Annotated in this window: 19 protein-coding genes; 12 read left to right on the forward strand and 7 right to left on the reverse strand. The window is 72.5% G+C overall.

The genetic code is table 11. The annotated features are described in order from the left end of the window. Positions 1 to 182 precede the first annotated feature (182 nt). The 10 genes from AB0O82_RS07465 to AB0O82_RS07510 all read left to right on the forward strand — a co-directional run bounded on the left by AB0O82_RS07465 (position 183) and on the right by AB0O82_RS07510 (position 11,047). Positions 183 to 1,262: an acyltransferase domain-containing protein gene (locus AB0O82_RS07465; protein WP_363581125.1), complete on the forward strand. Its 1,080-nt coding sequence runs from the start codon at positions 183 to 185 to the stop codon at positions 1,260 to 1,262. Beyond that, a complete protein-coding gene (locus tag AB0O82_RS07470; RefSeq protein ID WP_363581127.1) occupies positions 1,259 to 3,196 on the forward strand; it encodes a hypothetical protein in 1,938 nt (645 codons plus the stop codon). The genes AB0O82_RS07465 and AB0O82_RS07470 overlap by 4 nt, the downstream gene beginning before the upstream one ends. 17 nt (positions 3,197 to 3,213) lie before the next feature. Next, positions 3,214 to 4,296, forward strand: coding sequence for a ketoacyl-ACP synthase III (locus tag AB0O82_RS07475; RefSeq protein WP_363581129.1), 1,083 nt, complete (start codon positions 3,214 to 3,216; stop codon positions 4,294 to 4,296). A 29-nt stretch (positions 4,297 to 4,325) separates the two neighbouring features. Next, complete coding sequence (locus tag AB0O82_RS07480) at positions 4,326 to 5,165, forward strand: SDR family NAD(P)-dependent oxidoreductase (RefSeq protein WP_363581131.1); 840 nt, start codon at positions 4,326 to 4,328, stop codon at positions 5,163 to 5,165. Next, positions 5,162 to 6,298, forward strand: a complete 1,137-nt coding sequence (locus AB0O82_RS07485) for a beta-ketoacyl-ACP synthase 3 (RefSeq protein ID WP_363581133.1) — start codon at positions 5,162 to 5,164, stop codon at positions 6,296 to 6,298. Before AB0O82_RS07480 ends, AB0O82_RS07485 begins: the two co-directional genes overlap by 4 nt. After that, positions 6,295 to 6,624 (forward strand): phosphopantetheine-binding protein, encoded by a 330-nt coding sequence (locus tag AB0O82_RS07490; protein WP_363581135.1) that lies wholly within the window; start codon positions 6,295 to 6,297, stop codon positions 6,622 to 6,624. Before AB0O82_RS07485 ends, AB0O82_RS07490 begins: the two co-directional genes overlap by 4 nt. Then, positions 6,621 to 7,865 (forward strand): beta-ketoacyl-[acyl-carrier-protein] synthase family protein, encoded by a 1,245-nt coding sequence (locus tag AB0O82_RS07495; protein WP_363581137.1) that lies wholly within the window; start codon positions 6,621 to 6,623, stop codon positions 7,863 to 7,865. Before AB0O82_RS07490 ends, AB0O82_RS07495 begins: the two co-directional genes overlap by 4 nt. A gap of 80 nt (positions 7,866 to 7,945) precedes the next feature. Further along, positions 7,946 to 8,299: an antibiotic biosynthesis monooxygenase gene (locus tag AB0O82_RS07500; protein WP_363581139.1), complete on the forward strand. Its 354-nt coding sequence runs from the start codon at positions 7,946 to 7,948 to the stop codon at positions 8,297 to 8,299. A 127-nt stretch (positions 8,300 to 8,426) separates the two neighbouring features. Further along, on the forward strand, positions 8,427 to 9,245 hold the full coding sequence (locus AB0O82_RS07505; protein ID WP_363581141.1) for a maleylpyruvate isomerase family mycothiol-dependent enzyme: 819 nt from the start codon (positions 8,427 to 8,429) through the stop codon (positions 9,243 to 9,245). 338 nt (positions 9,246 to 9,583) lie between these two features. Beyond that, a complete protein-coding gene (locus tag AB0O82_RS07510; protein ID WP_363581143.1) occupies positions 9,584 to 11,047 on the forward strand; it encodes a DUF4157 domain-containing protein in 1,464 nt (487 codons plus the stop codon). A 117-nt stretch (positions 11,048 to 11,164) separates the two neighbouring features. Here AB0O82_RS07510 and AB0O82_RS07515 read toward each other — a convergent pair whose 3' ends face one another. The 5 genes from AB0O82_RS07515 to AB0O82_RS07535 all read right to left on the reverse strand — a co-directional run bounded on the left by AB0O82_RS07515 (position 11,165) and on the right by AB0O82_RS07535 (position 19,892). Continuing rightward, positions 11,165 to 15,469, reverse strand: a complete 4,305-nt coding sequence (locus tag AB0O82_RS07515) for a serine protease (RefSeq protein WP_363581145.1) — start codon at positions 15,467 to 15,469, stop codon at positions 11,165 to 11,167. Then, positions 15,469 to 15,840, reverse strand: a complete 372-nt coding sequence (locus AB0O82_RS07520) for a CU044_2847 family protein (RefSeq protein WP_363581147.1) — start codon at positions 15,838 to 15,840, stop codon at positions 15,469 to 15,471. Before AB0O82_RS07520 ends, AB0O82_RS07515 begins: the two co-directional genes overlap by 1 nt. 412 nt (positions 15,841 to 16,252) lie before the next feature. Beyond that, positions 16,253 to 17,422 (reverse strand): pyridoxal-phosphate dependent enzyme, encoded by a 1,170-nt coding sequence (locus tag AB0O82_RS07525; protein WP_363581149.1) that lies wholly within the window; start codon positions 17,420 to 17,422, stop codon positions 16,253 to 16,255. Positions 17,423 to 18,657: 1,235 nt separating this feature from the next. Further along, positions 18,658 to 19,230: an SMI1/KNR4 family protein gene (locus AB0O82_RS07530; protein WP_363581151.1), complete on the reverse strand. Its 573-nt coding sequence runs from the start codon at positions 19,228 to 19,230 to the stop codon at positions 18,658 to 18,660. Then, on the reverse strand, positions 19,224 to 19,892 hold the full coding sequence (locus tag AB0O82_RS07535; protein ID WP_363581153.1) for a DUF1963 domain-containing protein: 669 nt from the start codon (positions 19,890 to 19,892) through the stop codon (positions 19,224 to 19,226). The genes AB0O82_RS07530 and AB0O82_RS07535 overlap by 7 nt, the downstream gene beginning before the upstream one ends. 595 nt (positions 19,893 to 20,487) lie before the next feature. Here AB0O82_RS07535 and AB0O82_RS07540 point away from each other — a divergent pair. Together AB0O82_RS07540 and AB0O82_RS07545 are read left to right on the forward strand one after the other, a co-directional pair. Further along, positions 20,488 to 21,639, forward strand: a complete 1,152-nt coding sequence (locus AB0O82_RS07540; protein WP_363581155.1) for a DNA gyrase subunit B — start codon at positions 20,488 to 20,490, stop codon at positions 21,637 to 21,639. Positions 21,640 to 21,673: 34 nt separating this feature from the next. Continuing rightward, complete coding sequence (locus AB0O82_RS07545) at positions 21,674 to 21,838, forward strand: hypothetical protein (protein ID WP_363581157.1); 165 nt, start codon at positions 21,674 to 21,676, stop codon at positions 21,836 to 21,838. A gap of 557 nt (positions 21,839 to 22,395) precedes the next feature. On the opposite strand, the gene AB0O82_RS07550 is transcribed toward AB0O82_RS07545, so the two are convergent. Further along, positions 22,396 to 24,648 carry an MMPL family transporter gene (locus tag AB0O82_RS07550; RefSeq protein ID WP_363581159.1) on the reverse strand — a complete coding sequence of 751 codons (2,253 nt, stop codon included), beginning with the start codon at positions 24,646 to 24,648 and terminating at the stop codon, positions 22,396 to 22,398. 119 nt (positions 24,649 to 24,767) lie between these two features. Next, positions 24,768 to 25,412 carry a hypothetical protein gene (locus tag AB0O82_RS07555; RefSeq protein WP_363581161.1) on the reverse strand — a complete coding sequence of 215 codons (645 nt, stop codon included), beginning with the start codon at positions 25,410 to 25,412 and terminating at the stop codon, positions 24,768 to 24,770. Positions 25,413 to 25,648: the final 236 nt, after the last annotated feature.

A 25,648-nucleotide genomic window follows, 5' to 3' on the forward strand; every position in this document is an offset into this window, starting at 1 on the left:
GTTGACGCCCGGAAAAGCTTGACGGGCCGGCCGTCGAAAAGGGCCCGCGAGGGCGGCCGCAGCCTCCACCATCGGTGGCGTCGGGGCGTTTCCTTCGAACGTGCCCCAGGGTGGAGGCGGAATCCGTGATGTCCGGCCCGCAGCGTCCGCAGAGTCCCACGGCCACCGGAAAGTTCGTTCACATGTTCCCCGGGCAGGGGGATTTCAGTCTGACCCCGCTGTTGCGGACGCTTCCCCGCGTCGGGTCGCTGGCACGCGCGGTCGCCGAGGTCTTCGAGGAGGCCGACGTGGTCGCCGCCGAGTTCGGGGTGGCGCCGATCGGCCCCCGGCTGGCAGGCGGCTCCCACCTGACCGGCGACTCCCGTTCCGGTGGCGGCTCCCACCTGACGGGCGACTCCCCGCTCAGTGCCGGCGCGCTGGCCGCCGAGCCGGCCGGGACCGTACAACTCGCGCTGTTCGGTGTGTCGTTGGCGGTGCACCGCGCACTCGAAGCCGACGGCTGCCGGGCGCACCGTCTCCTGGCGGTCAGCTTCGGCGAGATCCCCGCGCTGACCGCGGCCGGATGCTGCTCGGTCGCCGACGGGGCCCGTCTGGCCTGCCGGCTCGGGCAGTTGCTGACCGGCCACGGCGGCGGCATGACACTGCTGGGCGCGGGCCCGGCCACAACCCGCCGGCTGCTCGCGGCCGCCGGGCCGGGCACGGGCGTGGTAGTGGCCTGCGTCAACCACGGCGGGGAGACGGTGGTCTCCGGCCCGCTCGACGGGCTCGCCGTCGTCGAACGGTCGGCGACGGCGCACGGCGTGGGGGCGCAGCGGCTGCGGCTCCCGTTCATGAGCCACCACCCGGCTCTCGTCCACGAGGCCGGTGCGTTCGCGCACTTCGCCCGGCGGCTGCGCCTGTCCCCGCCGCGCCGACCGGTGTACTCGGCGGTGGCCGGCCGGTTCTACCGCGCGGACAGCGATCTGCCGAGCGCGCTGTCCGCGTGCCTGGTCAGGCCTTTCGACCTGCCTGCGGTGTTCGGCGCGTCGATGGCGGACGCCTCGCTGGTCGTCGAGGCGGGCACCGGCAGCACGCTGACGAACAGCGTGCGCAGGATCGACCCGCGGCAGGACGCGCTCGCGCCGGTCGCCGACGGCCAGTGGCCGACCGGCCCCCAGACGCCGCTGCCGCCCCCGTGCTCCTGCCCGCCTCCCGCCGCGCCGGGAGAGGGCACGTCGCACCACCACCACCCGACCACGACGGCCGCACGGGGGGACTCTTGAACACCGAACGGAAGCCTGGCGAGGAGGCCGGCGCGATCGACGTCCTGACCCGCCTCTCGGCGCTGCTCCCTCCCCGGCGGGCCTCGGAGTTCGGACAGCTCCTGGCGGACCACCGGGCCGAACACGGGGCGGCAGCCCTGCGCACGGACGTCAGCGCGCACCGGCGGCTGGCCCGCCTGGCGGCCTCGCTGCCGCCGGCGGTCGAGGTGGTCGCCGACGCGGAACTGCTGGCCGCGCTCAGCGAGGCGACGGCGCTGGCGGATCCATCGCTCTACCAGACCTTCCTCTCCCACTACACCCTGTGCGTCGGCTCGCTGGTCCTCCTGGGCGGCAAGGCCGCGGACCCGGACGGCGCCCTCGCACACGCACGCACCAAGGGATCCTTCCTGGTCACCGAGATCGGCGACGCCGGCAGCCACCTCGGGATCCGCACCGAGGCCCGGTTCGACCCGGCCCGCCGCGCGTTCACGCTGCACACCCCGGACCACCGGGCCGCGAAGTTCTCCTCCGTCGCGGCGTTCGGCCTGCCCCAGCAGGCGGTGGTCTGCGCACGGCTGCTGACCGGCGCCCGGGACGGGGGAGTGTTCTCCTTCCTCGTCGACATCACGGGGGTCGACGGCCGCCCGGCACCGGGCGTGTCCGTCTCCGGCCCGCTCCCGGTGGGCGCGCTCCCGCTGCCCTACGGCCTCGTCCGGTTCCACGGCGCCCGAATCCCGTACGACCGCTGGCTGGCGGACGGGGCCGGGATCGACGCCACGGGCGTGCTGCACGACCCGCAGCCGAGCGCCGACGCCCGCCTCCAGCGGACCCTGAGCTGCGGCCAGGGGCTGTGGGCCACCCTGCCGTCCGCGATGGCGGGCCTGGCGGGCCGCAGCGCGGCGATGGCCTGGCGGTTCAGCGCGGGCCGCCGCTCGCACGGCCGGCTGGCGCCCGGGAGCCCGGTCCTGGAGTACCGCACCCAGCAGCACGCCGTCGTCGGAGCGCTGGCCGCCGCCTTCTCCCTGCGCTGCACGGCCCGGGCGGCCCTGTCCACGTGGGCGGGGCTGCGCGCCGCGAAGCCCTCCGACGGGCCGGGCACGGCGATGACCTTCTCCCCCTGGGCCGCGGTCGACCGCTCGCTCGCCCTCCACAAGGCGCACAGCACCCGGGCCGTGGCGGAACTCGTCGACTCCCTCCAGCACCGCTGCGGGGTGTCGGGCCTCTTCGACCACAACCGGCTGCCGGGCTACCTCGGCTTCGCCCGCGCCTTCGACAACGCCGGCGGCGACAACACCCTCATCCTGCTCGACGCCGGCCGCGCCCTCGCCGAGGAGCGGGCACGCCCCGATCGGCGGAGGGCCGGTCCGGGCCGGTTCCCGGCCGACCCGGGCCCGTCTTCGGCCGACCCGACCGACGCGGCGTGGTGGCCCGCGGTCGTCACCGCGCTGCAGGACCGGCTCGCCGACGACCTCGCCGCCGCGGCGTCGGCCCGTACCGAGGCGCTCCACGGCTCGCTCCAGCGAGACCTGGAGCTGTGGAACCCGCTGCTGGAGGACGCCCTGGAGCTGGGGGACGTCCAGGCCCGCCGGCTCGCGGCCGAGGCCGCGGTGGAGGGGACCGCCGCGCACGGGTGGCCCGTTCCGCAGGCGGCCGACCTCGCCGCGCTCGACGGCCTGAGCCAGGCCCGGCGCCTGGCCGGCCCCCTGCTGGCGACCGGCGTGCTCACCCCCTCGGCCGTACGCGCCCTGCCCGCCGCCATGGACGCCCTGTGCGACCGGTTGCGTCAGGCCCTGCCGGACATCGTGGCCGCCCTCGACCCCGGGGCGGGCCTCGCCCGCACCGCCCTCGACGAGCCCGACTACGCCGCCGCGCTCCTGGCCGCCCACGGCGCCCCTGCCGGCGCCCCCGCCAGTTCCTCCACCGGCTCCTCCGACCGCACCGGGAGCACGTCGTGAACCGAAGGAAGCCCCCCATGACCGGCGTCCTGGGCATGGGCACGTACCTGCCCGCCGAGGTCCGGGGCAACCACGAGGTCGGCCCGCCCGCCGGTGTCTCGGCCACCTGGATCACCGAGCGCACCGGCGTGGTCGAACGGCATCGGGCCGCACCCGACGAGGCCGCCTCGGACCTGGCAGCGGCCGCCGTACTGGCCGCCTGCGAGGCCGCCGGCATCCCGCCGGACCGGCTCGACCTCGTCGTCGCGGCGACCTCCACCCCCGACGAACTCGGGCCGGCCACCGCCTGCCGCGTCCAGGCCCTCACCGGCGCCGGCAACGCCGTCGCACTCGACGTCAGCGCGGCCTGCTCCGGCTGGCTGTTCGCGGCCAAGATCGCGCACGCCTGGCTGGCCACGACCCCCGGCGCCCGGTACGCGGCGGTCGTCGGCGTCGAGGCCTACTCGAAGTTCGTCGACCCCGCCCACCGCGGCACCGCCGTCCTCTTCGCCGACGGCGCCGCCGCGGCCGTCCTGGGCCCCGTCCACGACGACGCAGGCTTCCACGGCTTCCGCCTCGGCTCGGACGGCCGCGGCGCGCACCACGTGCTGATCCCCGCCGGCGGCAGCCGGATACCCGCCGGCCCCGAGAGCCTGAACGCCGGGCTGCACCACATCCACATGGACGGCCGGGTCGTGCGCGACTTCATCGCCGAGATCTTCCCCCGCCTCGTCGACCAGGCCCTCGCCGACCACGGCCTCGCCCTCAAGGACATCGACGCCTTCATCACCCACCAGCCCAACCCGCTGCTCCTGCGCGCCGTCGCGGACCGGATCGGCATCCCGGCCGAACGCCTGCACATCACCGGAGACCTCACGGGCAACATCGGCGCGGCCTCCGCCCCCTTCGCGCTGGCCGACGCCGCCGCCCGCGGCCTGCTGGCCGACCGGGCCCGCGTGCTCGTCTGCGTCTTCGGCGCCGGCCTGACCTGGGGCAGCGCCCTGCTCACCTGGACGGGCGCCCGCGCCCTGCGCGCGCCCGTCCGGTCCAGCAGCGACCTGGACACCCCCGCCCGGGACACTCCCGTCCGGGACACCCCCGCCCGGAACGCCACCGACTGACGCCCCGCCGGAACCGGAGGAACACCCCCATGACCATCCTCAACCGCTTCCGCCTCGACGGCCGCCGCGCCCTGGTGACCGGCTCCTCGCGCGGCATCGGCCAGGCCGTCGCCGTCGCGCTCGCCCAGGCCGGGGCCCGGCTCGCCCTCTCCGCCCGCACCGGGCCCGCGCTGAAGCACACCGCCGACCAGGTGGCCCGCTTCGGGGGCACCCCCGTCCTGGTGCCCGGCGACCTCGCCGACACCGGGCAGGCCGCCATCGTCGACCAGGCCGCCCAGGCCCTGGGTGGCCTCGACATCGTCGTCCACAACGCCGGCATCCTGCCCACCAACCCCGACGGCAGCACACTCCTCGCACCGCTGCAGCACCTCCCGCAGCACGTCTGGGACGAGGTGGTCGCGGTCAACCTCAACGCCACCGCCGCGATCTGCCGGCACGCCCACCCGTACCTGGCGCAGTCGGACGGCGCCAGCCTGGTGCTGATGTCCTCGGTCGCGGGTCTGGTCGGCACGCCCATGATGGAGGTCTACGCCGCGACCAAGGCCGCCCAGGTCTCCCTCGCCCGCAGCCTCGCGGTCGGCTGGGCCCGCAGCGGGATCCGGGTCAACGCGCTGTGCCCCGGCTGGGTGCGCACCGACATGACGGCCGCCGTCCACACCAACGCCGCGCTCACCGACTGGCTGCTGGCCCACGTGCCGATGGGGCGCTGGGCCGAACTGGAGGAGGTCGCCGCGGCGGCGCTGTTCCTGGCCTCGCCCGCCTCCGCCTTCCTCACCGGGCAGGCGATCGCCCTGGACGGCGGCCTCTCGGTCCCCGACGGCGGCCTTGCGGGCACCCCCAAGCCGCCCTCCCCGTTCGCCGCGGCATGACCTCCCCACCCCCCGTCCCCGCCCCCACCCTCGCCTCCGCCCCCGGTCGCCGTGCCACGGCGGTGATCGCCGGCCTCGGATCCAGCCTCCCGCCCCGGGAGGTGACCAACACCCAGGTCATCGCCCGGGGCGGCCTGGACACCACCGACGAGTGGATCACCGGCCGGACCGGCATCCACCGCCGGCGGCTGGCCGGACCCGGCGTCAGCACCGGGGACCTGGCCACGGCCGCCGCGCGCGCCGCGATCGACTCCACCGGCTCCCCGGGCCTGCGCCCGGACCTGCTCCTGCTGGCCACCACCACGCCGGACCGCCCCTGCCCGGCCACCGCACCGGAGGTCGCCCACCGCCTCGGCCTCGGACCGGTCCCCGCGTTCGACCTCGCGGCCGTCTGCTCGGGCTTCCTCTACGGCCTGGCCACGGCCTCCGCCCTGCTCCGCAGCGGCGCCTGCCGCACCCCCCTGGTGGTCGCGGCCGAGAAGTACTCGGCCATCGTCGACCCCTTCGACCGCGACACCGCACCGCTCTTCGGCGACGCCGCCGCCGCAGTGGTGCTCCGCCCCGGGGACACCACCGAACCCGGTGCCCTGCTGGAGACCGACTGGGGCAGCGACGGCGGCGAGAGCGACCTGATCACCGTGGCCGCAGGCGGCTCCCGACTCCCCGCCACCGAAGCCCCCGGGCGCGATGACCGCTACTTCCGGATGCGCGGGCGCCAGGTCTACGCCCACGCCGTACGCCGGATGGCCGCCTCCGCCGGGGCCGCCCTGGTCGCGACCGGCTGGCAGGCCCGCGAAGTCCAGGCCTTCATCGGGCACCAGGCCAACCAGCGGATCCTGGACGCCGTCGCCGACCGCCTCGGCATCCCGCCACGGCACCGCTTCGGCAACATCCGCGACGTCGGCAACACGGCGGGCGCCTCCGTACCGCTCGCCCTCGCCGACGCCGCCGCCCGAGGGGCCTGCCGCCCGGGCGCCCCGACCCTGCTCACCGCCTTCGGCGGCGGTCTCACCTGGGCCTCCGCCACCCTGCTGTGGCCGGACGCACCCGTACGGACGGCCGCCCCGGAACCCCGGCCCCCGCACCACGGCCACGACCACGACCACGACCACGAGGAGGTCAGCCCACCGTGAACCCCGTCCGCGAGCACCTGGTCACCCTGCTCACCGAGAAGTTCGACACCCCCTCCGACACGATCGGCGACGACGCCGCCCTCGACGACCTCGACCTCGACTCCCTCGCCCGGATCGAACTCGTCGTCACCCTCCAGGACCACTGGGGCGTCGCCCTGGACGACGACCTCGACTCCGCCGCCGACGTGACGGTGGGCCAACTCGTCGACCGCATCCACGCCCTGCTCGCGCAGCCCGTCCGGCCCGTCGCCTCCGTCGAGCCCGTCGCGTCCGTCGAGCCCGACCTGTTTGTCGACCCCGAGCAGCCGCCCGGCCCGGCCGCATGACCGCGTCCCGCCCACCGCTCGCCGTCACCGGGATCGGCCTGGCCACCCCGGCCGGTCACGGGGCGGAGCCGACCTGGCGAGGCGTCCTCGACGCCCGCAGCACGGCAGCACCCGACCCGGCGCTCGCCGGGCTCCCCGTCGTCCTCTCCTGCCGGGTCCCCGGCGACTCCGCCGCGCTGGTCGGCGGCCGCCAGCCCTGGCGGCTGGACCGCGCCACCCGCTTCGCCATCGCCGCCGCGCGGGAGGCCGTCGCCGACGCGGGCCTCGAACCCGCGCGCTGGGACGGCGCCCGGGTCGCCCTGGTCCTCGGCTCCGCCGCCGGAGGAGTCGGCAGCTACGAACACGCGGCGGAACGACTCCGCACCCTGGGCCCCTCCGCCGTGTCCGCACTGGCGCTCCCCGCCTTCCTGCCGAACATGGCAGCAGCTCAACTCGCCATCGAGCTCGGCACGACGGGCCCGGTGCTGCACACCGCCACCGCCTGCGCCTCCGGGGCCGCCGCCATCCACACCGCAGCCCTGCTGCTCCACACCGGAGCCTGCGACATCGCCCTGGCCGGCGGCACCGACGCCATGATCACTCCGGTCTGCGTCGCCGGATTCGCCCGGATGAAGGCCCTCTCCCGCAACACCGACCCCGTCCGCGCCTCCCGCCCGTTCGACGCGGACCGCGACGGCTTCGTCATCGGCGAGGGAGCGGGCTTCCTCGTCCTGGAACGCCGGCCGGACGCGACGTCGCGGCAGGCCACACCCAGAGCCCTGCTGGTCGGCACCGGAACCGCCGCCGACGCCTACCACCCCGTCGCACCGCACCCGGAAGCCCGCGGACTCGAAGCGGCCGTCCGGCTGGCCCTCGCCGAGGCCGGCTCCTGCCCCGACGACGTCGACCACGTCAACGCCCACGGCACGAGCACCCCGCTCAACGACTCCGCGGAGGCCCGCCTGATCGACCGGCTCTTCGCCCGGCGCCCCCCGTCCGTCACCTCCGCCAAGGGCGCGCTCGGCCACACGATGGGCGCCGCCGGTGCCATCGAAGCCGCCCTGACGGTGCTCACCGTGCAGCACCAACTCGTCCCCGCCACCGCGGGGTTCGCCGTCCCCGACCGGGACACCGGCGCGATCGACCTGGTCCACGGCGGCCCCCGCCGCCAGCGCCTCCACCTCGCACTGAGCACCTCGGCCGGATTCGGCGGCCACAACACCGCCCTCGCCTTCGCCCCCGCCGCCACCCCCGGGAGCTGACACCGGGACGAGGACGTCATGCGCGTCGCCGTTCAGGAAAGAGCTGGATCGTTCGGCGCATCCCGCCTTACGGTGGCGCCATGAGTGATCACCCCGAAGCACCTGTCGTGCCCGTCGAGGCCTATGAACCCCCCTACTACCTGGCCGTCTTCACGACGGTGCGAACCCAGGACCAGAACGGTTACAGCGAGACCAGCGCACGCATGGAAGACCTGGTGAAGGACGTCCCCGGGTACCTGGGGATGGACCACGCCCAGACCCCTGGCGGCCTGGGCATCACCGTCGGGTACTTCCGCGACGCCGACGCCCTCACGGAGTGGCGGAGCAACGTCGAGCACCGCGCGGCGCAGAAGCGCGGGCAAGCCGAGTGGTACCAGAACTACACGCTGCACGTGGCGAAAGTGGAGCGCAGCCACGGCTTCAGCCGCGTGTAGGGGTCTGCGGGCCCGATAGTGGGCTGACCGGCTCTCGTCGTCCGGGCGGGCCGCGATGGTCAGGGGCCGGACCGGACCGTGTCGCGGGTCTGGACAGCGGTGCGGGGGTCGGCCAGTCTTCACCAGCATGACCCTCCCGCTCCCCGAGCACGTCCCCGGTGCCGCGCGCACCGCGCTCTTCGAAGCCGTCACCGCCGTCGGCGACGAGGCCGTCGCCCTGCTCGCCGGCGGTCGCGGTGACACCCCGATACCCGGCGCCGAGTGGACGGTCGGCGAGGCCGCCGCCCACCTGGCGATGGCCAACGAGCTGATGGCCGATTTGGCCGCCGGCGAGGAACGGCCGTACGGGGACGGCACTCCGGGTTCGCTGGCTGCCGCGAACGCGGCCTCGCTGGCCAGGCGGCCGGAGCGGGACCTGACCGTGCTCGGCGGGGAGATCGCCCGGCAGGCACGGGAGTTCACGGCGGCGGCCGGCGCGCGTGCCGGCACCGAGCCGGTGCTGACCCCGCTCGGCCCGATGGACCTGGACACCCTCGGCGCCTACCTGCTGACCCACATGCTGGGCCACCTCTACGACATCGCCCTCGCTCTCGGGCGGCCGCACCCGATCGACCGGCACCGCGTGGGGTTGACGATGCCCTTCCTGCGGACGGCGATGCCCCGGGTGCTGGACGCGCGCGCCGCGGCGGGCCACAGCGCCTGCTACCGGCTGCGGGTGCGCGGTCTGGACGGGTTCGCGGTGACCTTCACGGACGGTGTCGCCGTGGTGAGCCAGGAGCCGCCGCGCCGCCCGGACTGCACGATCCTCACCGGGCCGGTGGCGTTCTTCCTCATCGCGCTGGGCCGCTACACCGCCACCGGCGCCCTCGCCCGGGGCAAGGTGCTCGCCTGGGGCCGCAGGCCGTGGCTGGCCCCGGGCTTCCCCCGGCTGTTCGCGGCCCCCTGAACACGGCCGCCGGCCGGGCGCTGGACGCCCGTGTCACACCGACGCATCGTGACCTGGCCGTCGTGCCCGCCGAGCCGGCGAAGACGGAGGGAGCGCTCCTCCCGGACCAGACCGTGCTCGTCGTCGAAGTGACATCACCGTCGAACGGTGAAACCGACAGGGCTGCCAAGCGCCGGCGCTGCTCGCAGGTCGGCGCTCCCACGCACGGGTGCGCGCCCCGGCCCTCTCCCGTGCCCTTTGGAGCACAGAACGGTGCCCGATCGTCCGTTGTGCTGCGCGACGACAGTCCGGCCGGATATGTCAGAGGGAACACCTGTCGCGCCTCTGGAGGGGTTCCCATGCACGCGAAAGACCCCGGCAAGCCGTCGGAGCCGCAGCGGCGCCGCGACCTGCCGCGCAAGGCCGCTCCGGCGGCCGACGGGCTGGGGCTGAGCCTCGGGGGCGGGTCTGCGCAGACGGCCCTCGCCTTGCAGCGCGGCATCGGCAACGCCGCGGTCTCGCGCGTGATCGAGCGGTCCAGGCACCAGCACGGTGCGGGGTGCGATCACCCGCAGGCCGCCGTCGGGGCGGGCGCACCAGTACAGCGGTCCACCGTCCACGACGTCCTGAGCACGGGCGGCAGGCCGCTGGACGACGCCACCCGCACCGAGATGGAAGCCCGGATCGGCGCCGACTTCTCCGACGTCCGCATCCACACCGGCCAGGCCGCCCGAGCCTCTGCCGCTGAGGTCGGCGCCCGCGCCTACACCTCGGGCAACCACGTGGTCATCGGCGACGGCGGCATGGACCGGCACACCCTCGCCCACGAGCTGACGCACGTCGTGCAACAGCGCCAAGGCCCCGTCGCGGGCACCGACAACGGCGACGGCCTGAAGGTCTCCTCCCCGTCCGACCGCTTCGAGCGGGAGGCCGAAGCCAACGCGACCCGGGTGCTGAGCGGCGCTGTCCCCGCCCAGCGGAGGACGGGGGACGCACCAGCCGCCCGCCCCGGTGCGCCGGTCGTGCAGCGCGCCATCACCTACGCCAAGGCCGACTGGTCACGGCAGCACCTCTCGCCGGACCGTTTCGCGGACCTGCTCCACCAGGCGTCCGGCGAGCAGGAAGGTGTCCGATTCAGCGTCCCCTACAAGGAGTTGTTCAAGGCCCTGGAGGAGTCCGCCATCACCATCGAGATCGACGAGCAGACGGACATCAAGAGTGCGCGCGCGTTGTTCGCGCTCAGCAACGAGGGAGAGGGCGGCGCGCTGAGGATCACCCCGCCCAAGGACGACGCCTCTCCGCTCGAACTGCGGGAATTCGCCGCGACCGTGACCCACGAGATGCAGCACGCGCTCGACTCGGTCACCGGCCGTTTCAAGTCCCAGGAGAAGCCGCAGACGATGGCGCAGCGGAAGATCTCCACCGAGTTGCGCGCGTTCGGCGAAGAGGCGGCCGCGGCGCTCAAACTCGCCATGGGCGACGGCTACAGCAAGAGCCAGGGGAAGCTCTCCGCGATCCTGAAGACGATCCCCGGGGACCGGCTCACGCCCGAGCGCAGTCGACTCGCCGGCGAGTTCCACATGATGGACAGCTACCGTGCCGCCAACCGGGACCCCCTCGACGCCTTCGGGGCGGGGATCCCGATCCCCGACAGCGTGCTCCTGGAACGTGTGGCGGGCTACCTGTCCTTCTACAAGCTGGTCGTCGACACCCCGACCAGCGCGGAAGCACTCCAGTGGCTGCGCGCCACCCCGGCGGTGGTGGAGAAGGGGCTGGTGGAGGGGATCGTCCTGTTCCACAACCACCGCCCGCAGCCGGAGTGAGGCCGCGGGCGGTCGGGAGGGTGACAAGTGCGACACCACGTCTATCCGTTGCGGGCGGAAGCCCGGATCTGCGCGTTCACCGCGCAGTCGGCGTCGAATCCGGTGCCGTCCGCGGCTTCAGGGCTTGGGGGGAAGGCAGAGGGGACGGTCGGGTACCCGGACTGGCAGGGTGCGTCGTTCATCGGCGGTGAAGGAGCGGTAGCCGATGATGCGGCACAGGTCTCGCTGCCAAGCGTCGGGGTCGAGGACGATCCGGTGGACGTAGTCGTTCTCGGTGCGGATGAGGAGGGTCTTTCCGTCGTTGGTGGCGTCCAGGAACGTGAGCGGCTCCTGCAGACTGTTGTCGGTCACGTTGCGGAAGTCGTAGGAGTCCACGGAAGGTGGGCCGCCGACCTGGTAGATCCGGATGGCGTTGTTGGCCGCGATCATGAAACGACCCTGGGCGTCGACGAATCGGGTTATGGCCGAGTTCTGGCCCGGTGTGCTGGTGGTGGGGAGGGGGCCGATTTCCCTCTGCAGGGGGTCGGGCCGCCACAGTTCGACGACGCTGTTCCTGCGGAGAACGGCCAGGTAGCGGCCGCTCTCGTCGAACCGGGCCGCGATCAGGTCGGTGATGCCCGGGTTCAGCGACGCTACGGTGTGGCCGGTGCCGATGTCGACGACACGGATCACGGGGTCGTCGTGCACGACCACGGTCAGCTTTCCCTCCTGCCAGTGCGGGCCGACGTACATCTGTGGCGTGCCGTGCTTGTCGGCCGGGGGATGGAACGCGGCCGCGTCGAACTGCGCCAACCGGACGCCGGTTCTGGCCTCCCACTGCTGGATCTGGGTGCCGGAGACCGTCACCAGGCGGTCGTCCCCGTCGAAGAAGTAGCTGAAGTCCTCGGCTGCCGAGTCGACCTGGGATGGTGCCGCGGCGATGCGGGCGACCGCTCGTAGGGTGGACGCGTCACGGACGGAGACGGTGTTCGGGCCGTCCCGGAGCGCGATGAGCGTGTCGTCCCGGTTGGACAGGAGGCGGTCGCCTTTGCCCTTCCAGGCGGGCTGTGGCAGGGCTGTTCTGGTCAGGAGCCTTCCGACGTCGAGCCCGGGCTCGCGGAGTTCGAGGTCGGAGCCGCCCGTCAGGCGGATGGTGATCTTCCTGCCGTCCCGGCTGAGGTGGACGGTGTCGGCCACGGCCGTGTCCTCCTCGCCCGCGGGGATCTCGGTGTAGGAGATGGAGCTCCGTCCCTGACCGACGAGATACTCCTTCCCGCCGGTGGAGAGGAGAACGGATGCGTGCTCGTACAGGTGGCCCGGTTCGTCCACCAACGCGACGGCTTTTCCCCGGTCGAGGTCCAGGAGCGTCAGTTTGGCGGCTTCGTTGATCACGATCCGGTGGCCGTCGGCGCTCGCCGCGATCAGTTCGGTCGCCGGGGCGATCGTCTCCGTGGTTTCGTACGGTTTTCCCACCACGGATCCGTCGGACACCCGGATCAGTCGTACGGTGCTCTTCGTGCCGCTGCCCTGTCCGGGTTCGTGGGTCCGGACGACGGCGACGGTGGCCCGGTCCCCGGAGGGCAGGATCCCTTGGTGATCAGCAGGCACCACCACGTTCCGCGCGGCACCGCCGGCCATGTCCACGGAGGCCAGTCCGGTACCACCGTTGCTGGTCTTCACCAGCAGGGAATGCCCGTCGGAGCCGAACCACAGCCCGCTTCCCATGTCCTGAGGTGCGGCAACGCGGCCGGCGACCGCCCCCGCCTCCAGATCCCACCAGACCAGGCTGTCGCGGGTCGGAACCGCGATGTAGCGCCCGTCGGGTGACATCGCGGTCGCGTCGGCAGGAGCCGCGGAGATCTGCAGCACCCCGTCCACTCGGGGCAGCTGGTGAACCTGGCCGATGGGCGTGGTGCTCTCCTTGTCGACGTCGAACCAGCCTCCCGCCCCGTCGTCGGTCACGAATCCGGCGCGGCGTCCGTCCGGGGAGACCATCAGGTAGAAGGCGTACCCGGCCGGGACCGGCCGGCTGTGGACGGTGCCGTCCCGGCCGCGGACGAACAGGACGACGTGGGCCATGGCGTCGCGGGAGAGGACGACGTCACCGTCCCGGCTGGTGCTGAACGTCCCGCCGGTTCCGGACATGCCCGAGAACAGGGAGTCCGCGCCGGCCCGGAGGAGGTACTGCCGCATCAGCTGGTTCCGGGCCTCCGGCGTGGGCTTCGTCCGGTACGCGGCGAGGGCCATCATCACGGCCCGTACCGGGTCGTAGGTCATGTCGTCCTGGGAGGCCTGGACGAGGGCGCGGGAGTCGGAGTCGGCCTGGCGCTCCGCGGCATCGCGGCGGGCCGTGGCGAACAGGACGCCCAGGGCGAGGGAGACGGTGATCACCGCGACGAGGGCGGTCCGGAAGGTACGGCGCCGACGGCCGCGGGCCCGGTGGTGCCGCCTTGCGAGTTCGAGGTAGGTGCGTTCGGCTTCGGACAGCTCGGCACCGCGCTCGCGCTGCCAGGTGCGGGCGGTGGCGAGGGTGGGCCCGGTGGGGAGCAGGTCAGCGGGTTGACCGGCGTGGTCCCAGCGCTGGCGGTCGTGCCGGACGGACTCCCGCCACTCCAGGAACGCGCGGTCCTCGCCGACCCAGTCGCGCAGCCGGGACCAGGCGGTGATCAGGGCCTCGTGGGCCAGCTCAACGGTCTCGACGCCCTCGGCACTGTGATCGATGACCAGGAGCCGGGTGCCGGCCAGACGTTGGGCGATGTGCCATTCGTCCTCGGCGAGCTCCTGGCGGGGAACGGTCCGGCGGGTGGCACCGGGTGCGCCGAGGGGGACGCGGACGAGGCGGGTGAAGAGCCGGCGGGCGGCCGGCTCCTCCCCGGCGGAGACATGTCTGTCCCAGGCTTGCTCGGCGTACTCTCCGAGAGCTCCGCTGACGTGACCGATCTCCTCGTACGCGCGGTGGCTGAGAACCCCGGCCGCCTGACGCTTCCACAGCAGGTCGAGGGTGAAGCCGAGGAGCGGCAGGGCACCCGCCTCACCGCCCGCATCGGTCAGGATGCGGTCCACCAGGTGGGCCTCGTAGCGCACCGACGGAATCGCTGCCACCGGTGCGGTGACGATCTCCCGGAGCTGGTCACCGGTCATCGGCCCCAGCGCGTAGACCTGTCGGCTGCAGGCCCGGCCAAGACTCGGATGGGCCAGCGCGGTCTCCAGGTAGTCGGCCCGGAGCGTGGTGAGCACGTGCACGGTCCGGGGAAGCGACGGGCCGAACAGCACGGCCGCCAACTCATCGACAGCCGCCGGGTCGGTCCCGGTGAGCATCTCCTCGAACTGGTCGACCAAGACGATCAGTTGATCGGTGCCGAGGCGGGCCAGCAGGAGAGCTGCGAGATCTCCGAGCCCCTGGGAGCGCAGAAGGCCGGTGAGCGCCGGAAGGCGTTCTAGGCGTTCCAGTTCGGTCAGATCCGGTTCCAGCAGCGGAGACAGCGCGGCGGCGAGCGCGGACAGCGGGGTCGCGCCGGCGTTGGGCCGGACCACCACGGCGGTCATGCCCTGGGAGTGCAGGCGGGGTATGACGCCGGCCATCGCGAGGGAGGACTTGCCCGAACCGGAGGGACCGACGAGGGTGGTCCACCGTTCCCGGGCGACCAGGGCGGTGACTTCTGCCGTCTCCGCCCGACGGCCGTGGAAGACCGGGGCGTCGGATTCCTGAAGCGGGCGCAGACTTCGAAACGGTGACGGCGGCAGTGCCAGTTCGCGAAGCTCCGGCCATACGGAGGCGAGGCCCTCGGCGGGGATCAAGTAGCCGGATGGAGGGTCTCCGGTCTCCGCCACCGCCATCATGCCGACGACACCGTCGAGCTGTTCGTCCCACACCGGGCCGCCGCTGAACCCCGGGGAGACCCGGTAGCCGTTGGCGGCCAGGTCGGCCTGGATCCACCCGTTGGCCTGTCGGGCCCTCAGTACACCGGAGTGCCAGACACCGCCCGGGCGGCCGCTCGGCAGGCCGTACGCCCGCACCGTGTGTCCCCAGACGTCGGAGGACTCCACCATGCGGATCGGCCGGGCGCCCGGAAGCGGAGCGGACAGGTGCAGCACGGCCACGTCCCCGGCGCCGTGCGGGTGGGCGGGCGCCCACCGTTCAACCGTCGTGGGAACGCGCGTACCGCCTGTACCGCCTGTGCCGTCAGCTGCGGTGAGCGGGTCGGTGAGCGGGTCGCTGAGCAGCGGGAGGTCGACGTCGACGCGGGCGTCGGCGTCCGGCTCGGCTCCCGGAGGGAGGCCGAGCGCGGCGGACACCACGTGCGCACACGTCAGTATCCGATCGGCGGTCACCAGGAAGCCGAGGCCGACCGGGACGCCGCGACGGTCGTGGATGCGTACGACGGCGGAGGCCAGCGCATCGGGCCCGGCCCCGTCGACGGCGTCGGCCCGGGACGCGGACACTAGGCCGGGTCCGAAGCCGCCGGAGGCGCCGATGCCTCGGCGGTCTGCCGGTTCCAGGTGAGCGAGACCTTGAAGTTGGCCTCCGCGGCGGTACTGGAGATCACCACGTCGGCCTCGGCCGACAAGGACAGGCCGAACTCGATGCTGATCTCGTCCGGGGCGTGCGCCAGGCCCCGGAACCCCTCGATGAAGTTCTGCGCGACCGGACGCACGCCGGCCAGCATGTCCCCGAGCGAGCGTGTCGCCCGAGCCACCACCTGTCCGGGCCGGGCGACCTGCACCAGCCCTTCCCCGACCTGCTCGATCTCCACCCGGACCACGTCCTGTCCCTCGCTCACCGAGCCGACGGGCAGTTCCACGAAGTACGCCATGATCCCCCCGGATCTGGTCAAAGTCCCCGAACAGAGCACCGCTTGTGAGGTGTCGCCTGCTCACCGTAAAGGCCTACCGGCCTCCGCGTCCCGGAATCGTGACCGTCAGTCAGCTCGGGCTCCCCGTCGCCGGCGGTCCGCGCGGTGGTCCCGCTGGTGAAGGGAGCCGGCGGCCCGGCCGTGGCGCGAGAATCCTGCCGCGACGCAGATTGCCCTCGGGCGCCGCCAGTGGGCCGCCCGCGCCGCATCGGCCCCAGGGCTCCGAGATCCACGCCCCGAACGGCATCCCGGCGCCTGCCTGCCCTTCCCGGACACCGGCGGCCGAGCCGGTCACGATCCCGCCGGGAATCCGTGAACGGGCCCCGGAACGGCTCCACCGCCGTTCCGGGGCCATCTTGTCGGCGCGTAGGCGTCACATGTTCCACAAGGCCGTCGTGGGGCGAGGCGTGGGGGGAACGGAGGTGGGCGGGGCCCAGACGCCGTTCTCGAAGAAGTCCTTGATGGTGGTGTACCAGGGCTTGTAGACGATCTTCTGATCCGCCAGCCAGGCGTCGTTGTAGTACTCGTTCGTGTAGCGGTCGCCCGGATCGCACATCACGGTGGCGACGCTTCCGAGTTGGGGGCCGTCGTTCATGCCGAGCAGGATCTGGATCGCGCTGAACACGCCGGTTCCGGTCGAGGGCCCGGCGTGGATGCCCCATTCCGTCCGGTCGGAGAGGTAGCGCATGGTGGCGACCGACGCCGCGTCGGCGACGCGGATCATGCGGTTGACCGTGGTCGGCACGAACGAGGCCTCGACCCTGGGCCGGCCGATGCCCTCGATGTGCGAGCCCTGGTCGGTCACTGCGGGGTCCTTCCAGTACCAGCCGTCGAAGTACGCGGAGTGCTCCGGGTCGGGCACGCACACCCGGAGCTTCTTGGCGGTGTACCGGGCGTAGCGGGCCACCGAGGTCGTCGTGCCGCCGGTGCCCGCGCCCATGGTGAACCAGTCCAGGTTCGGTAGGCCCTTCAGCAGTTCCGCCGCGAGACTGTGTTCGCCACGCCAGTCGTAGGACCGCTCCGCGTACGTGAACTGGTCCATGAAGTGGCCGTCATAGCGCTTCGCCACCCGGTGGGCGTACTCGACGATGTCACCCGACACCGGGACCACGGTGCCGCCGTACTCCTCGATCTTCTTCTGCTTCTCCGGGGCCGTGGTCTTCGGCACGACCGCGTAGAAGTCGATGCCGAGCTTTTGGCAGTACCACGCCTCGGAGATGGCCGTCGAGCCGCTGGACGCCTCCACCACGGGGCGGCCTTCCGCCAGCCGGCCGCTGGCCAGGGCGTGGGTGAGCAACGCCGCCGCGAGCCGGTGCTTGTGGCTACCGGACGGCTGGTCGGCCTCTCGCTTGATGTGCAGCTTCAACCCGTTGAGCTGTGGGGGCAGCGGAATCTCCTTCACCGCCGTCTCCTTGGGCGCGAGTTCGCCGCGGATGCGCTGGATGCAGGCGTTCACCCACTCCCGGTCGTCCGGGTAGACGTCCGACTCGTCGTCCCCCTCCACCGCCAGGACCTTCTCGTCTACGCGTTCCATCACACTCATCAGCAGTCTCCGTCCAGCTCATCGAGCTCCACCCGCCCACGCGGGGCGGCATCCGCCCCAGCATGGGAGGCGCGACGGCCCCTGGTGGGAACGCGGTGCTTGCGACACGCACTATTCGTCGAGACAGCGCAACGCGCCCGGTCCGCCCGCGAGCTGGAGGAGCAGCTCAGGCAACTCCGTGCGCGGTGTAGCGGAGTCTGTGAAGAGGAACGGTCAGCTCCAGATCAAGGAAGGACCGTCTCGGCCGGGGTTGTCGAGGCCGTTCCGCCAGCGGAGTTGCAGTCGGACGCCCTGGACGAGCAGGTGATCGGGCAGCTGCTCGCCAGTGGCGAACTGGTCGTCCACAACGCCCGAAGCCCTCGGGCCTCGGTTGTTGCCTCGTGCTCCGCCAGGATCGCGGCGAGGTCGGCACCTCCCGTCCACAACCGCAGCTCCCCGTGGGCCTTTTGGTGGTCGGAGGCCAGGTGCACGGCAGTGCGGACTGGGCGGGCCAATAGACCCTTGATGCCGTGAACCGTCTTGTCGTCGGCGCGTGTTGGGGAAGGTCGAGCACTGGTCGAAATGCCTCAGGCCCTGCGAGATGGACGTCCGGACCGATTGAGCAGCCCGAACGGTGGGCAATGTGCGCTCAGCCAGCTCAGCCAGCTCAGCCACCCGGACCGGCTTGTGGCGGAGGCGACAAGCAGCCGAGGAGTGGCCGAGACCAGCGGGAGGTCAGGGGCCGGTGACCCGCAGGCCGACGCGCGTCGGCTCGGGCTGGAGGACGATTCCGGTCGCAGTTGCGACCCGGGCGGCGAGGTCGGCGAGCTCCTGGTCGAACCCGGCAGCCCTGGCTGCCCCATGAGCGGTGACGGTGAGAGTCCGGCGTTCCGGGCAGCGCACGCCGTCGGCGACGGCCCGGTCGGGTCGGGTCGGGTCGGCAGCCGGCAGGCTCCAGGAGCCACCCGGCGCTGGCGCGGAGGTCGCCGTCGCTGTCCTGATGGGCCGGGCAGCTGCGGTCGGACCAGTGTGTGGCCTGGGCGGTGGTGCGGTCCTGGTCCGTGCTGGCCAGAACCGCGTCGGGGGCGGGGGCGCTCGGGACGACGTACGGGGCACCGAATGGTTCGGGATCGACGGCGTAGGCGCCACGGGCCATGGTGAGACCCGGCTGGTCGCCCTCGTCCTGGTCCGCAGAGCGCTGCTCAGGTAGTTCGTCGAGACTCCGCAGCGGCCCGGCCAGGCCGTTGAGCGAGGGCTCACCCGCGGACCTCGTAGCGTGCACCCGGCCGAGGCCAGCTGGAGTCCATGAAGTCGGGGCGGTCGATCCGGTGGAAGCAGCGGACCAGGAACTCGGTGAACGTTCCGGCGGTCTCGAACCACTCGCCCTCATCACTGCTGATGATGATCCGCCACTCAGTGGGATCGTCCTCGACCGCGCGGAAGAAGTACCGGCTGCCGTGCTCGTCGCTTCCCCATAGCAGTAGCACGCCTGATCGGGCATCGGACTCGTCCACCTCCCAGTAGCCCTCGGCGATCTCGCCGTACCAGGCTGGACGCTCGGGTGGAGGTCCCCAGTGGCGCTCCAACTCGGCCGGTGTGGTGTCCATCGGCCGGTCGATTGTCAGGTAACCGTCCACCGAGCCGGGGCCGTACAGGTCGAGGAACGCCTTGAAGTCGGCCGGCAGCCGGAAACCGAGGTACCGCTCGCTGGCATCCCAGATCGCGGGTCTGGCCCAGCCCCAGCACGAGGGTTCCCCGAGCAGCGTGCGTAGCTGCTCCAGCGCGGTTCGGCTCTCTGGGCGGGGGCGGAGGGTTGCTGCTGTCAGCATTGCCACAGGAACACGGCTTGTGTGCAGGGCTCGCACGCGAAGGCGTAGGCCTCGCCGCGACCGCCGAAGTTCATCGCTGTGGCGTGGTCCCGTCCTTCCTCGAGCTGGACGACGAGCCTCATCTGCCGTGCGCAGGTGGGGCAGGCAGGGGTCTCGTCGTTCTGCAGCCAGGCGGGCTGCCCGCCGAGTTGGCCGAGGACGTCCAGAGGAGTCCGGCCCGGCCGGCTCGCCCACTCGTTGCAGGCCTGGCTGTAGTCCGCTGTCGTGGACGGAGTCTCGTACGTGACGGCGCTCACCGAGCCGAGGGGGACCGGCTCCTGGTCGTCGTCCTCGTCCAGCGTGTGCACCGGGATCGGCTGGAGCGCGGCTGCGGGGAAGATCAGCGCGCGGTTGCCGCCCGCCTGCGGATCCCACTCCTCGCACATGCCCGGATCGTTCTGGCACATGAACAGGGCGAGCGTGCCCCGTCCCTCGGCGGTGCCCTGGCCCGCGTGGCGGCCAAGGTCGTCCAGGAGTACCTGGGCCAGGAACTGCATCGGTCCGTCGCAGGTGGCGCACTGCGGCCAGGTAGTCCCGGCCGGGGCCAGCGGCACGCCGCCGGTACGGGTGGTCGGCGCGTCGGGCTCGGTGGTGCCCGCGTACGTCATCAGGGTCGTTGTCACAGATGGCGACTGTACGACAGGCCGCTGACACCATCTCGGCGTCCCGTCATGACAGCGGGAGATGTTGCACGCCGGGGTCAGCGCCACCGGGACCAGCCGGATCGCGGCGACGGCACCCGGACCACCGTCGACGACCAAGGGCAGCCGACGCCCTGGGGCTCGGCTGATCGCCTCGCAACACACGCCCGACGCCACCCGAGGCCGCGGACTCAATCGCATGCGAAAACGTCGTGCCTCCACGTCCGGCGCCAGGAATCCGGACAGCTGGAACGGCCCACTCATCAGTCGGGCCGTCCGGCTCTGCGGGCCCGAATGGCCGCGGAGCCGGACGGTTCGGGCGTCATCCACGACCGCACCGGGGCGACGTGAAAATTCCTGAAACTCGTGGCCCCGCAGCCGCCCGGAACAGTGCCGCAGACGCCCCTCGGAGGGCCGCGGCCGGATTGCGGCGGCAGTGCGCACCCATCCCGGCCGGACGCTCGCGATTGCCCCTCAGGGGCCCGTCCGCGGCCTCGCCAAAGTGGCTTTGACCTGGTGTTTTCTCGGAAATCTCGTAGGCTGGGGAGCTCTGTCGGACACCCTCGGAGGGGGCATCATGAGCGAGGAATGCAAGGCGTACGACGCCAGCGCGATCGTGGTTATCGAGGGCCTGGAGGCCGTTCGGAAGCGGCCGGGGATGTACATCGGATCGGTCGGTGAACGCGGCCTGCACTACCTGGTGTTCGAGGTCGCCGAGCGGGCGATGGACGAGATCCTCGGCGGCACCGCCAGCCGTGTCGAGATCGCCCTCACCGCCGACGGTGGCGTCCGCGTCGCCGACGACGGCACGGGCCTCCCGGTCGGGCACGCCGACCACAGCGACGGCCCTGCGCTGGAGAGCCGGTTGGCCGTGCTCTGCTGCGGGGCACAGCCTGCCAACCGGCGCTCGCTGCTCGGCGGCTACTTCGGCGTGGGACTGGCCGTCGTCAACGCGCTGTCGGGCCGTCTGACGGCCGAGGTGCGGCGCGACGGCGCCCGCTGGGTGTTGGAGTACGAGCGAGGCGTAGCTGTCGCGACGCCTACCCGCACCGGACCGGCCGACGACAGCGGGACCGCGATCACCTTCCGGCCCGATGCCGAGATCTTCGAGACACTGGAGTTCTCGTTCGACGCACTGGCCGAGCGCTTCAGGGAAATGTCCTTCCTGAACCGGGACTTGGACATCACCCTGACCGATGACCGCGACCCCGCGGCGCCCCGGGCCGTCCGCTTCCGGTTCCCGGGCGGACCGAGGGACCACATCGCGGAGCAGAGCGCCCCCCTCCACCCGGACGTGATCGGTCTCGAGCGCGAGTACTCCGAAATGGAGGGAACTGTCGAGGTGGCTTTCCGCTGGTGCGACACCCGCGAGGAGCGGGTCGCAAGTTACGCCAACAGCCGGCCGACCACCGGCGGCGGCACGCACGAGCTCGGCTTCCGCGACGGCCTGGCGGCCGCGGTCAACGCCTACGCCCGCGAGCAACAGCTGCTCACCCCGTCCGACCCCGACCTCACCCCCGCCCAGCTCGGCGCGGGCCTGACGGCGGTCGTGTCGGTGAAGCTCGATCGCCCCGAGTTCGAGGGGGCCACCCGCGACCGACTGGGCAACGGGCCCGTCCGCGCCTGCGTGACCGAGGCCGTCCGAGAGCACCTGGCTGCCTGGCTCCGCGCCAACCCGGCACAGGCGACCGCCGTCCTCGCCCGGATCTCGATGACCACCCGCCGCTGACAGCACACCGAAGACACCGAAGGCCAGGTCGGGATTGGCCCCGGCCTGGGCTTTTCGGTGGGCGCAGCCCGCCTCCGGCCGCCCGGACACCTGGCGCTCCCTCGCCGTCGCCTGGCGGTCCGCCGGCGCCACCCACCTCACCGTCACCACCGACGACCTCTCCCTGCTGGCCCCCCTGCAAGCGGCGCTGACCGGGTAGCACGCCGGCTCAGGACACGGAACCGCCGATCAGGCCATCGCACGGTCTCCAGAGGCCCGCGTACGGCCTGGCACTGTGGCGCAGGAGGCGTGACCTGCGTCAACTTCACTCCAGGACTTGATGGTTCGATGCCTGCCGGCCGACTGGGGGTGCTCCCGACCGGTCGCCAAAGGGGAGGTGGGGCGGTCAGAGGGGCAGGCCCTGCCAACCGCCGAGGGGGTCTGTACGGTGACCGGCTCTCGCTCACTTTCGGTGGTGACGTTCGGTAATTTCCGCTACCTGCAGTGATCCACCCGGTTCACGCTGGGAGCCGGCGACTCGACTCTTGGGCGCGCCGCAGACAGGGAGGGCGGCCTGGGGCACGCGAGTGGTTTGACCAGGCACTTTTGCCATGACCTTCCGTCACCACCGAAAGTGAGCCAGAGCCAGTCGCTGGACAGGCCCCTACTAGGTGGATCACGGATTCGGAGCGGGTGGGGAGGGTTTCGCGGTCGCGGGCGAGGCGGCGGTGGCCAGCGCCGCGGCCCGGATCCCCGCGCTTGGAAGGTAGGACAAGCTCAGGGCTCGGTGATGGTCAGGGCGGGGGGCTGCGGTTGATGTCGGTCGGGGCGCTGCCCCTGCGTCCGACGGGGGTGCCACCAGTTCCACCGCCCCAGCAGGGTCATGGCTGCCGGTACCAGAAGGCAGCGGACGATGGTGGCGTCCACCAGGACACTCACCACCAGTACGACACCGATGAGTTGCATCACCGCGACCGACGATGCGGCGAGTGGCACGAGGGCGGTGATGAGTACGGCGGCGGAGGTGGTGATGAGGCGGCCCGTGTGCTGGACGCCTTCGACGATGGCGCGGCGGTTGTCACCGTGGCGCAGGTATGCGTCGCGGATGCGTGCCACCACGAAGATCTCGTAGTCCATGCTGACGCCGAAGGCGATGCAGAAGATCAGCGGTGGCAGGAGCGGGTTGGTGGTGCCGGGGGGAGCCGAGCCGAACAGTGCCGCGTAGTGGCCCTCTTGGAAGAGGAACACCATCGCGCCGAAGGACGCGGTCAGACTGCACAGGTTCACCACCAGCGCTTTGAGCGCGATGACGGCGCTGCGGGTGAACAGCACCATGAGCACGGCGCTGATGGCACCCACCGCGAGTGCGGCCCGCAGGGTCAGGGTGGCCATCGCGGAGCGGGTGTCCGCCAGCGCGGCGCAGTCGCCAGCCACCATCACCGGACCCGGAGGGGAGTGCCAGGTGCGCAGCGAGCGCACCAGTTCCGCGGCCTGGTCGGAGTCCACGGGGAGTTCGGTGGTGATGGCGAACCAGGTGCCGGTGCCGGTACTGCGCACGGTGGCGCCAGCGGGGGCGGAGGCGTAGCGCAAGCCGTGGACGAAGAGCCCCTCCGGGCCTACGACGGTCAGGACGCCGGCGGTGCGGGATGCCTCGGCGGCGTAATGGGCCGCCTGTGCGGAGTGTGCCGGCACCTCGGGCAGCAGGACCAGTGGTGTGGCCGTTCCGACGTTGGGGAAGTTCTGACGCAGGTGGTCGGCGACGGTGCGCTGCGGGGCGCCCGGGGGCAGCCACCGGTCGTCGATGTAGCCCCAGTGGACACGGGCGAACGGCGCGGCCAGTAGCAGCAGGACGCCCGCGCAGGCGAGCAGGACGGCTGCCGGCCGGCGAACCACCCGGCCGGCCTGACGGCCCCACCAGCGGGCCACGGCATCGTCGGTGTTACGGTGCCGTGCCCACCGCAGGCTCCCCCGGTCCAGGACCAGTCCCAGCCTGGAGAGCAGGCGTGGCAGGACGAGGACGGCGCTCAGCCCGGCGAGGACCGTCACGCAGGCGGCGGCCACGCCCAGCGAGCGCAGCATCGGCATGGGGAAGAGGATCAGAACGCTCAGGCACAGGGCCACGGTGCCGGCCGACATGATGACGGTGCGGCCGGCGATGCGGGTGGTGGTAAGGACTGCGGCCTGGGGGTCCTGGCTCAGGGCGAGTTCCTCCCGGAAGCGGTTGACCATGATCATGCAGTAGTCGACCGAGAGGCCCAGGCCGAGCGCCACGACGAGGTTGGGGGCGAAAGCCGAGACTGGGCTGACCTGTTGCAGGAGCAGGAGGACGCCCTGGGCTCCGGCGATCGCCAGGGCGGCGATGACCAGGGGCAGGGCGGCGGCTGTCAGGGAGCCGAAGGCCCAGAGCAGCACACCGGCGACCAGGGGGAAGCCGAGCATTTCGGTGACGGGAAGTTCGGCTCTGCTGCGTTCCTCCAGGGCACGGTTGTTCAGCGCCCAGCCGGTCGCGGTGACGGCGAGTCTGTCCTCCTGACGGCCGCCGAACTCGTGGGCGAGTTGCACGGCGCGGTCGCTGACGTGCTTGTCATCGCCGCTGATCCGTACCGCGACGAGTGCCTCGCGTCGGCTGCCGGCCAGAAGCCTGGGGTCGTTGAGGGTCCACCAGGACTGGGCATAGACGACGTCGGCGCCGGCGGCAACACGTTCGGTGAGTCGGCGGCCCGCGGCCGCGGTCTGGGGGTCTGCCACGTCGTCAGGGGTGCTGACGATCAGTTCCAGGTTGGGGCTGCCCGCGCCGTACTGGTCCTGTAGGAGTCTCTCGGCCTGTGCGGAGGGGCTTCGGGTGTCGAGGTATCCGCCCCCGGTGGCTTCGGCGCCCGCGAGCACGGTGAGGAGGCCGCAGGCGCCGAATACGAGGAGCGCGGCGGGCAGGGCGCGGATCAGGCTTCGACGGCCGTGGCCGTCGGGCCGAGCGCCGGCCGGTCCGGTGCGGGGTCCGGGAAAGGTCGCGTGGATCCGACCGTCGGCCATGGTGTCATCGATTCTCGGGTAGTGGCCGGCGTTCGTGACCGCCGGTGGGCGCAGACGGCGCGGGTGCGGGGCCTGGCCGGTCGAGGTGTCCGGCCAGGCCCCGCGCGGCGCCTTCGTGCTCAGAGCAAGGCGTGGGCCTCGCCGCCGATCACGCCGGTCATGGCGGTGACCGGTGAGGCATTGGTGCAGGCTCCGGTGAGGGACTGCACCGTCTGCGAGAGGGAGACCGAGTCGCCCACGTCCCTGCCGGCGGTGACCTGGGTCCCGTCGGAGTCGTCGGTGATCTGGGTGCCCATCGGTTTGGTGGAGTCGATGGCGACTGTGTCGTGCACGTCCACCGTGCTGGTCGTCCCGTCGCTCCAGGTGACTTTGTTGGTGCGGGTCAGGGGGAACGTGCCGCTGCAACCCAGGACGCTGGTGCCGGTTCCGACGGTGAAGGACACGGGGTGGGCGGTTCCGGCGGACCCGTCGGGCGAGGCGCAGTTCTGGAAGGTGCCCGCGCCGGTGACCGTCTGGGTGGTGGGGGTAGGGGTGATGCCCGGCGAGAAATGGAGGGTGTAAGTCGCCTTGCAGGTCTCGTCCTCCGCTCCGATCAGCACCCGGTGCGCAGGCGTATGCGACTGGGCCCGGGCCTGCCAGGCAGCGCCGACCCCGACCGTCAGCAGGAGGGCGACGGACCCGATCCTGAGCAGGCGTGAGCGCTGGCCGCCGACGGGGGGCTCGGCTTTCGGGCCCTCCGGGGCCGGCCGCTTCTCGAAAACCATGGCTCTTCCTTCCGAGGCTCGGCAGGCCCGCTGGCCCACCGCTCTCAGAGAGTATCCATTCCATTACTTTCTGTTTCGATTCGGCGCTCGGGCGGGTCGACCCAAGTCCTGTGGGTGGTCGTCGCGGTGGCTGTCACCCGGGGGAGGTCGGCCATCGGGGTGATGTCTGCGGGCCCGCTTGCCGAACCTGTCCCCGGGAAGCCCAGGGCGACCTAGGGTGCGGCGTGGCAGAACCT

Origin of the sequence: Kitasatospora sp. NPDC088264, assembly GCF_040685715.1 — a bacterium.
In the GTDB taxonomy this organism is placed as follows: Bacteria; Actinomycetota; Actinomycetes; order Streptomycetales; family Streptomycetaceae; genus Kitasatospora.

Coding starts and splice junctions, on each gene's coding strand:
- AB0O82_RS07465 (WP_363581125.1), top strand. CDS start 183: ATGTTCCCCGGGCAGGGGGATTTCAGTCTGACCCCGCTGTTGCGGACG.
- AB0O82_RS07475 (WP_363581129.1), top strand. CDS start 3,214: ATGACCGGCGTCCTGGGCATGGGCACGTACCTGCCCGCCGAGGTCCGG.
- AB0O82_RS07480 (WP_363581131.1), top strand. CDS start 4,326: ATGACCATCCTCAACCGCTTCCGCCTCGACGGCCGCCGCGCCCTGGTG.
- AB0O82_RS07485 (WP_363581133.1), top strand. CDS start 5,162: ATGACCTCCCCACCCCCCGTCCCCGCCCCCACCCTCGCCTCCGCCCCC.
- AB0O82_RS07495 (WP_363581137.1), top strand. CDS start 6,621: ATGACCGCGTCCCGCCCACCGCTCGCCGTCACCGGGATCGGCCTGGCC.
- AB0O82_RS07500 (WP_363581139.1), top strand. CDS start 7,946: ATGAGTGATCACCCCGAAGCACCTGTCGTGCCCGTCGAGGCCTATGAA.
- AB0O82_RS07505 (WP_363581141.1), top strand. CDS start 8,427: ATGACCCTCCCGCTCCCCGAGCACGTCCCCGGTGCCGCGCGCACCGCG.
- AB0O82_RS07510 (WP_363581143.1), top strand. CDS start 9,584: ATGCACGCGAAAGACCCCGGCAAGCCGTCGGAGCCGCAGCGGCGCCGC.
- AB0O82_RS07520 (WP_363581147.1), bottom strand. CDS start 15,840: ATGGCGTACTTCGTGGAACTGCCCGTCGGCTCGGTGAGCGAGGGACAG.
- AB0O82_RS07525 (WP_363581149.1), bottom strand. CDS start 17,422: ATGAGTGTGATGGAACGCGTAGACGAGAAGGTCCTGGCGGTGGAGGGG.
- AB0O82_RS07530 (WP_363581151.1), bottom strand. CDS start 19,230: ATGCTGACAGCAGCAACCCTCCGCCCCCGCCCAGAGAGCCGAACCGCG.
- AB0O82_RS07540 (WP_363581155.1), top strand. CDS start 20,488: ATGAGCGAGGAATGCAAGGCGTACGACGCCAGCGCGATCGTGGTTATC.
- AB0O82_RS07550 (WP_363581159.1), bottom strand. CDS start 24,648: ATGGCCGACGGTCGGATCCACGCGACCTTTCCCGGACCCCGCACCGGA.
- AB0O82_RS07555 (WP_363581161.1), bottom strand. CDS start 25,412: ATGGTTTTCGAGAAGCGGCCGGCCCCGGAGGGCCCGAAAGCCGAGCCC.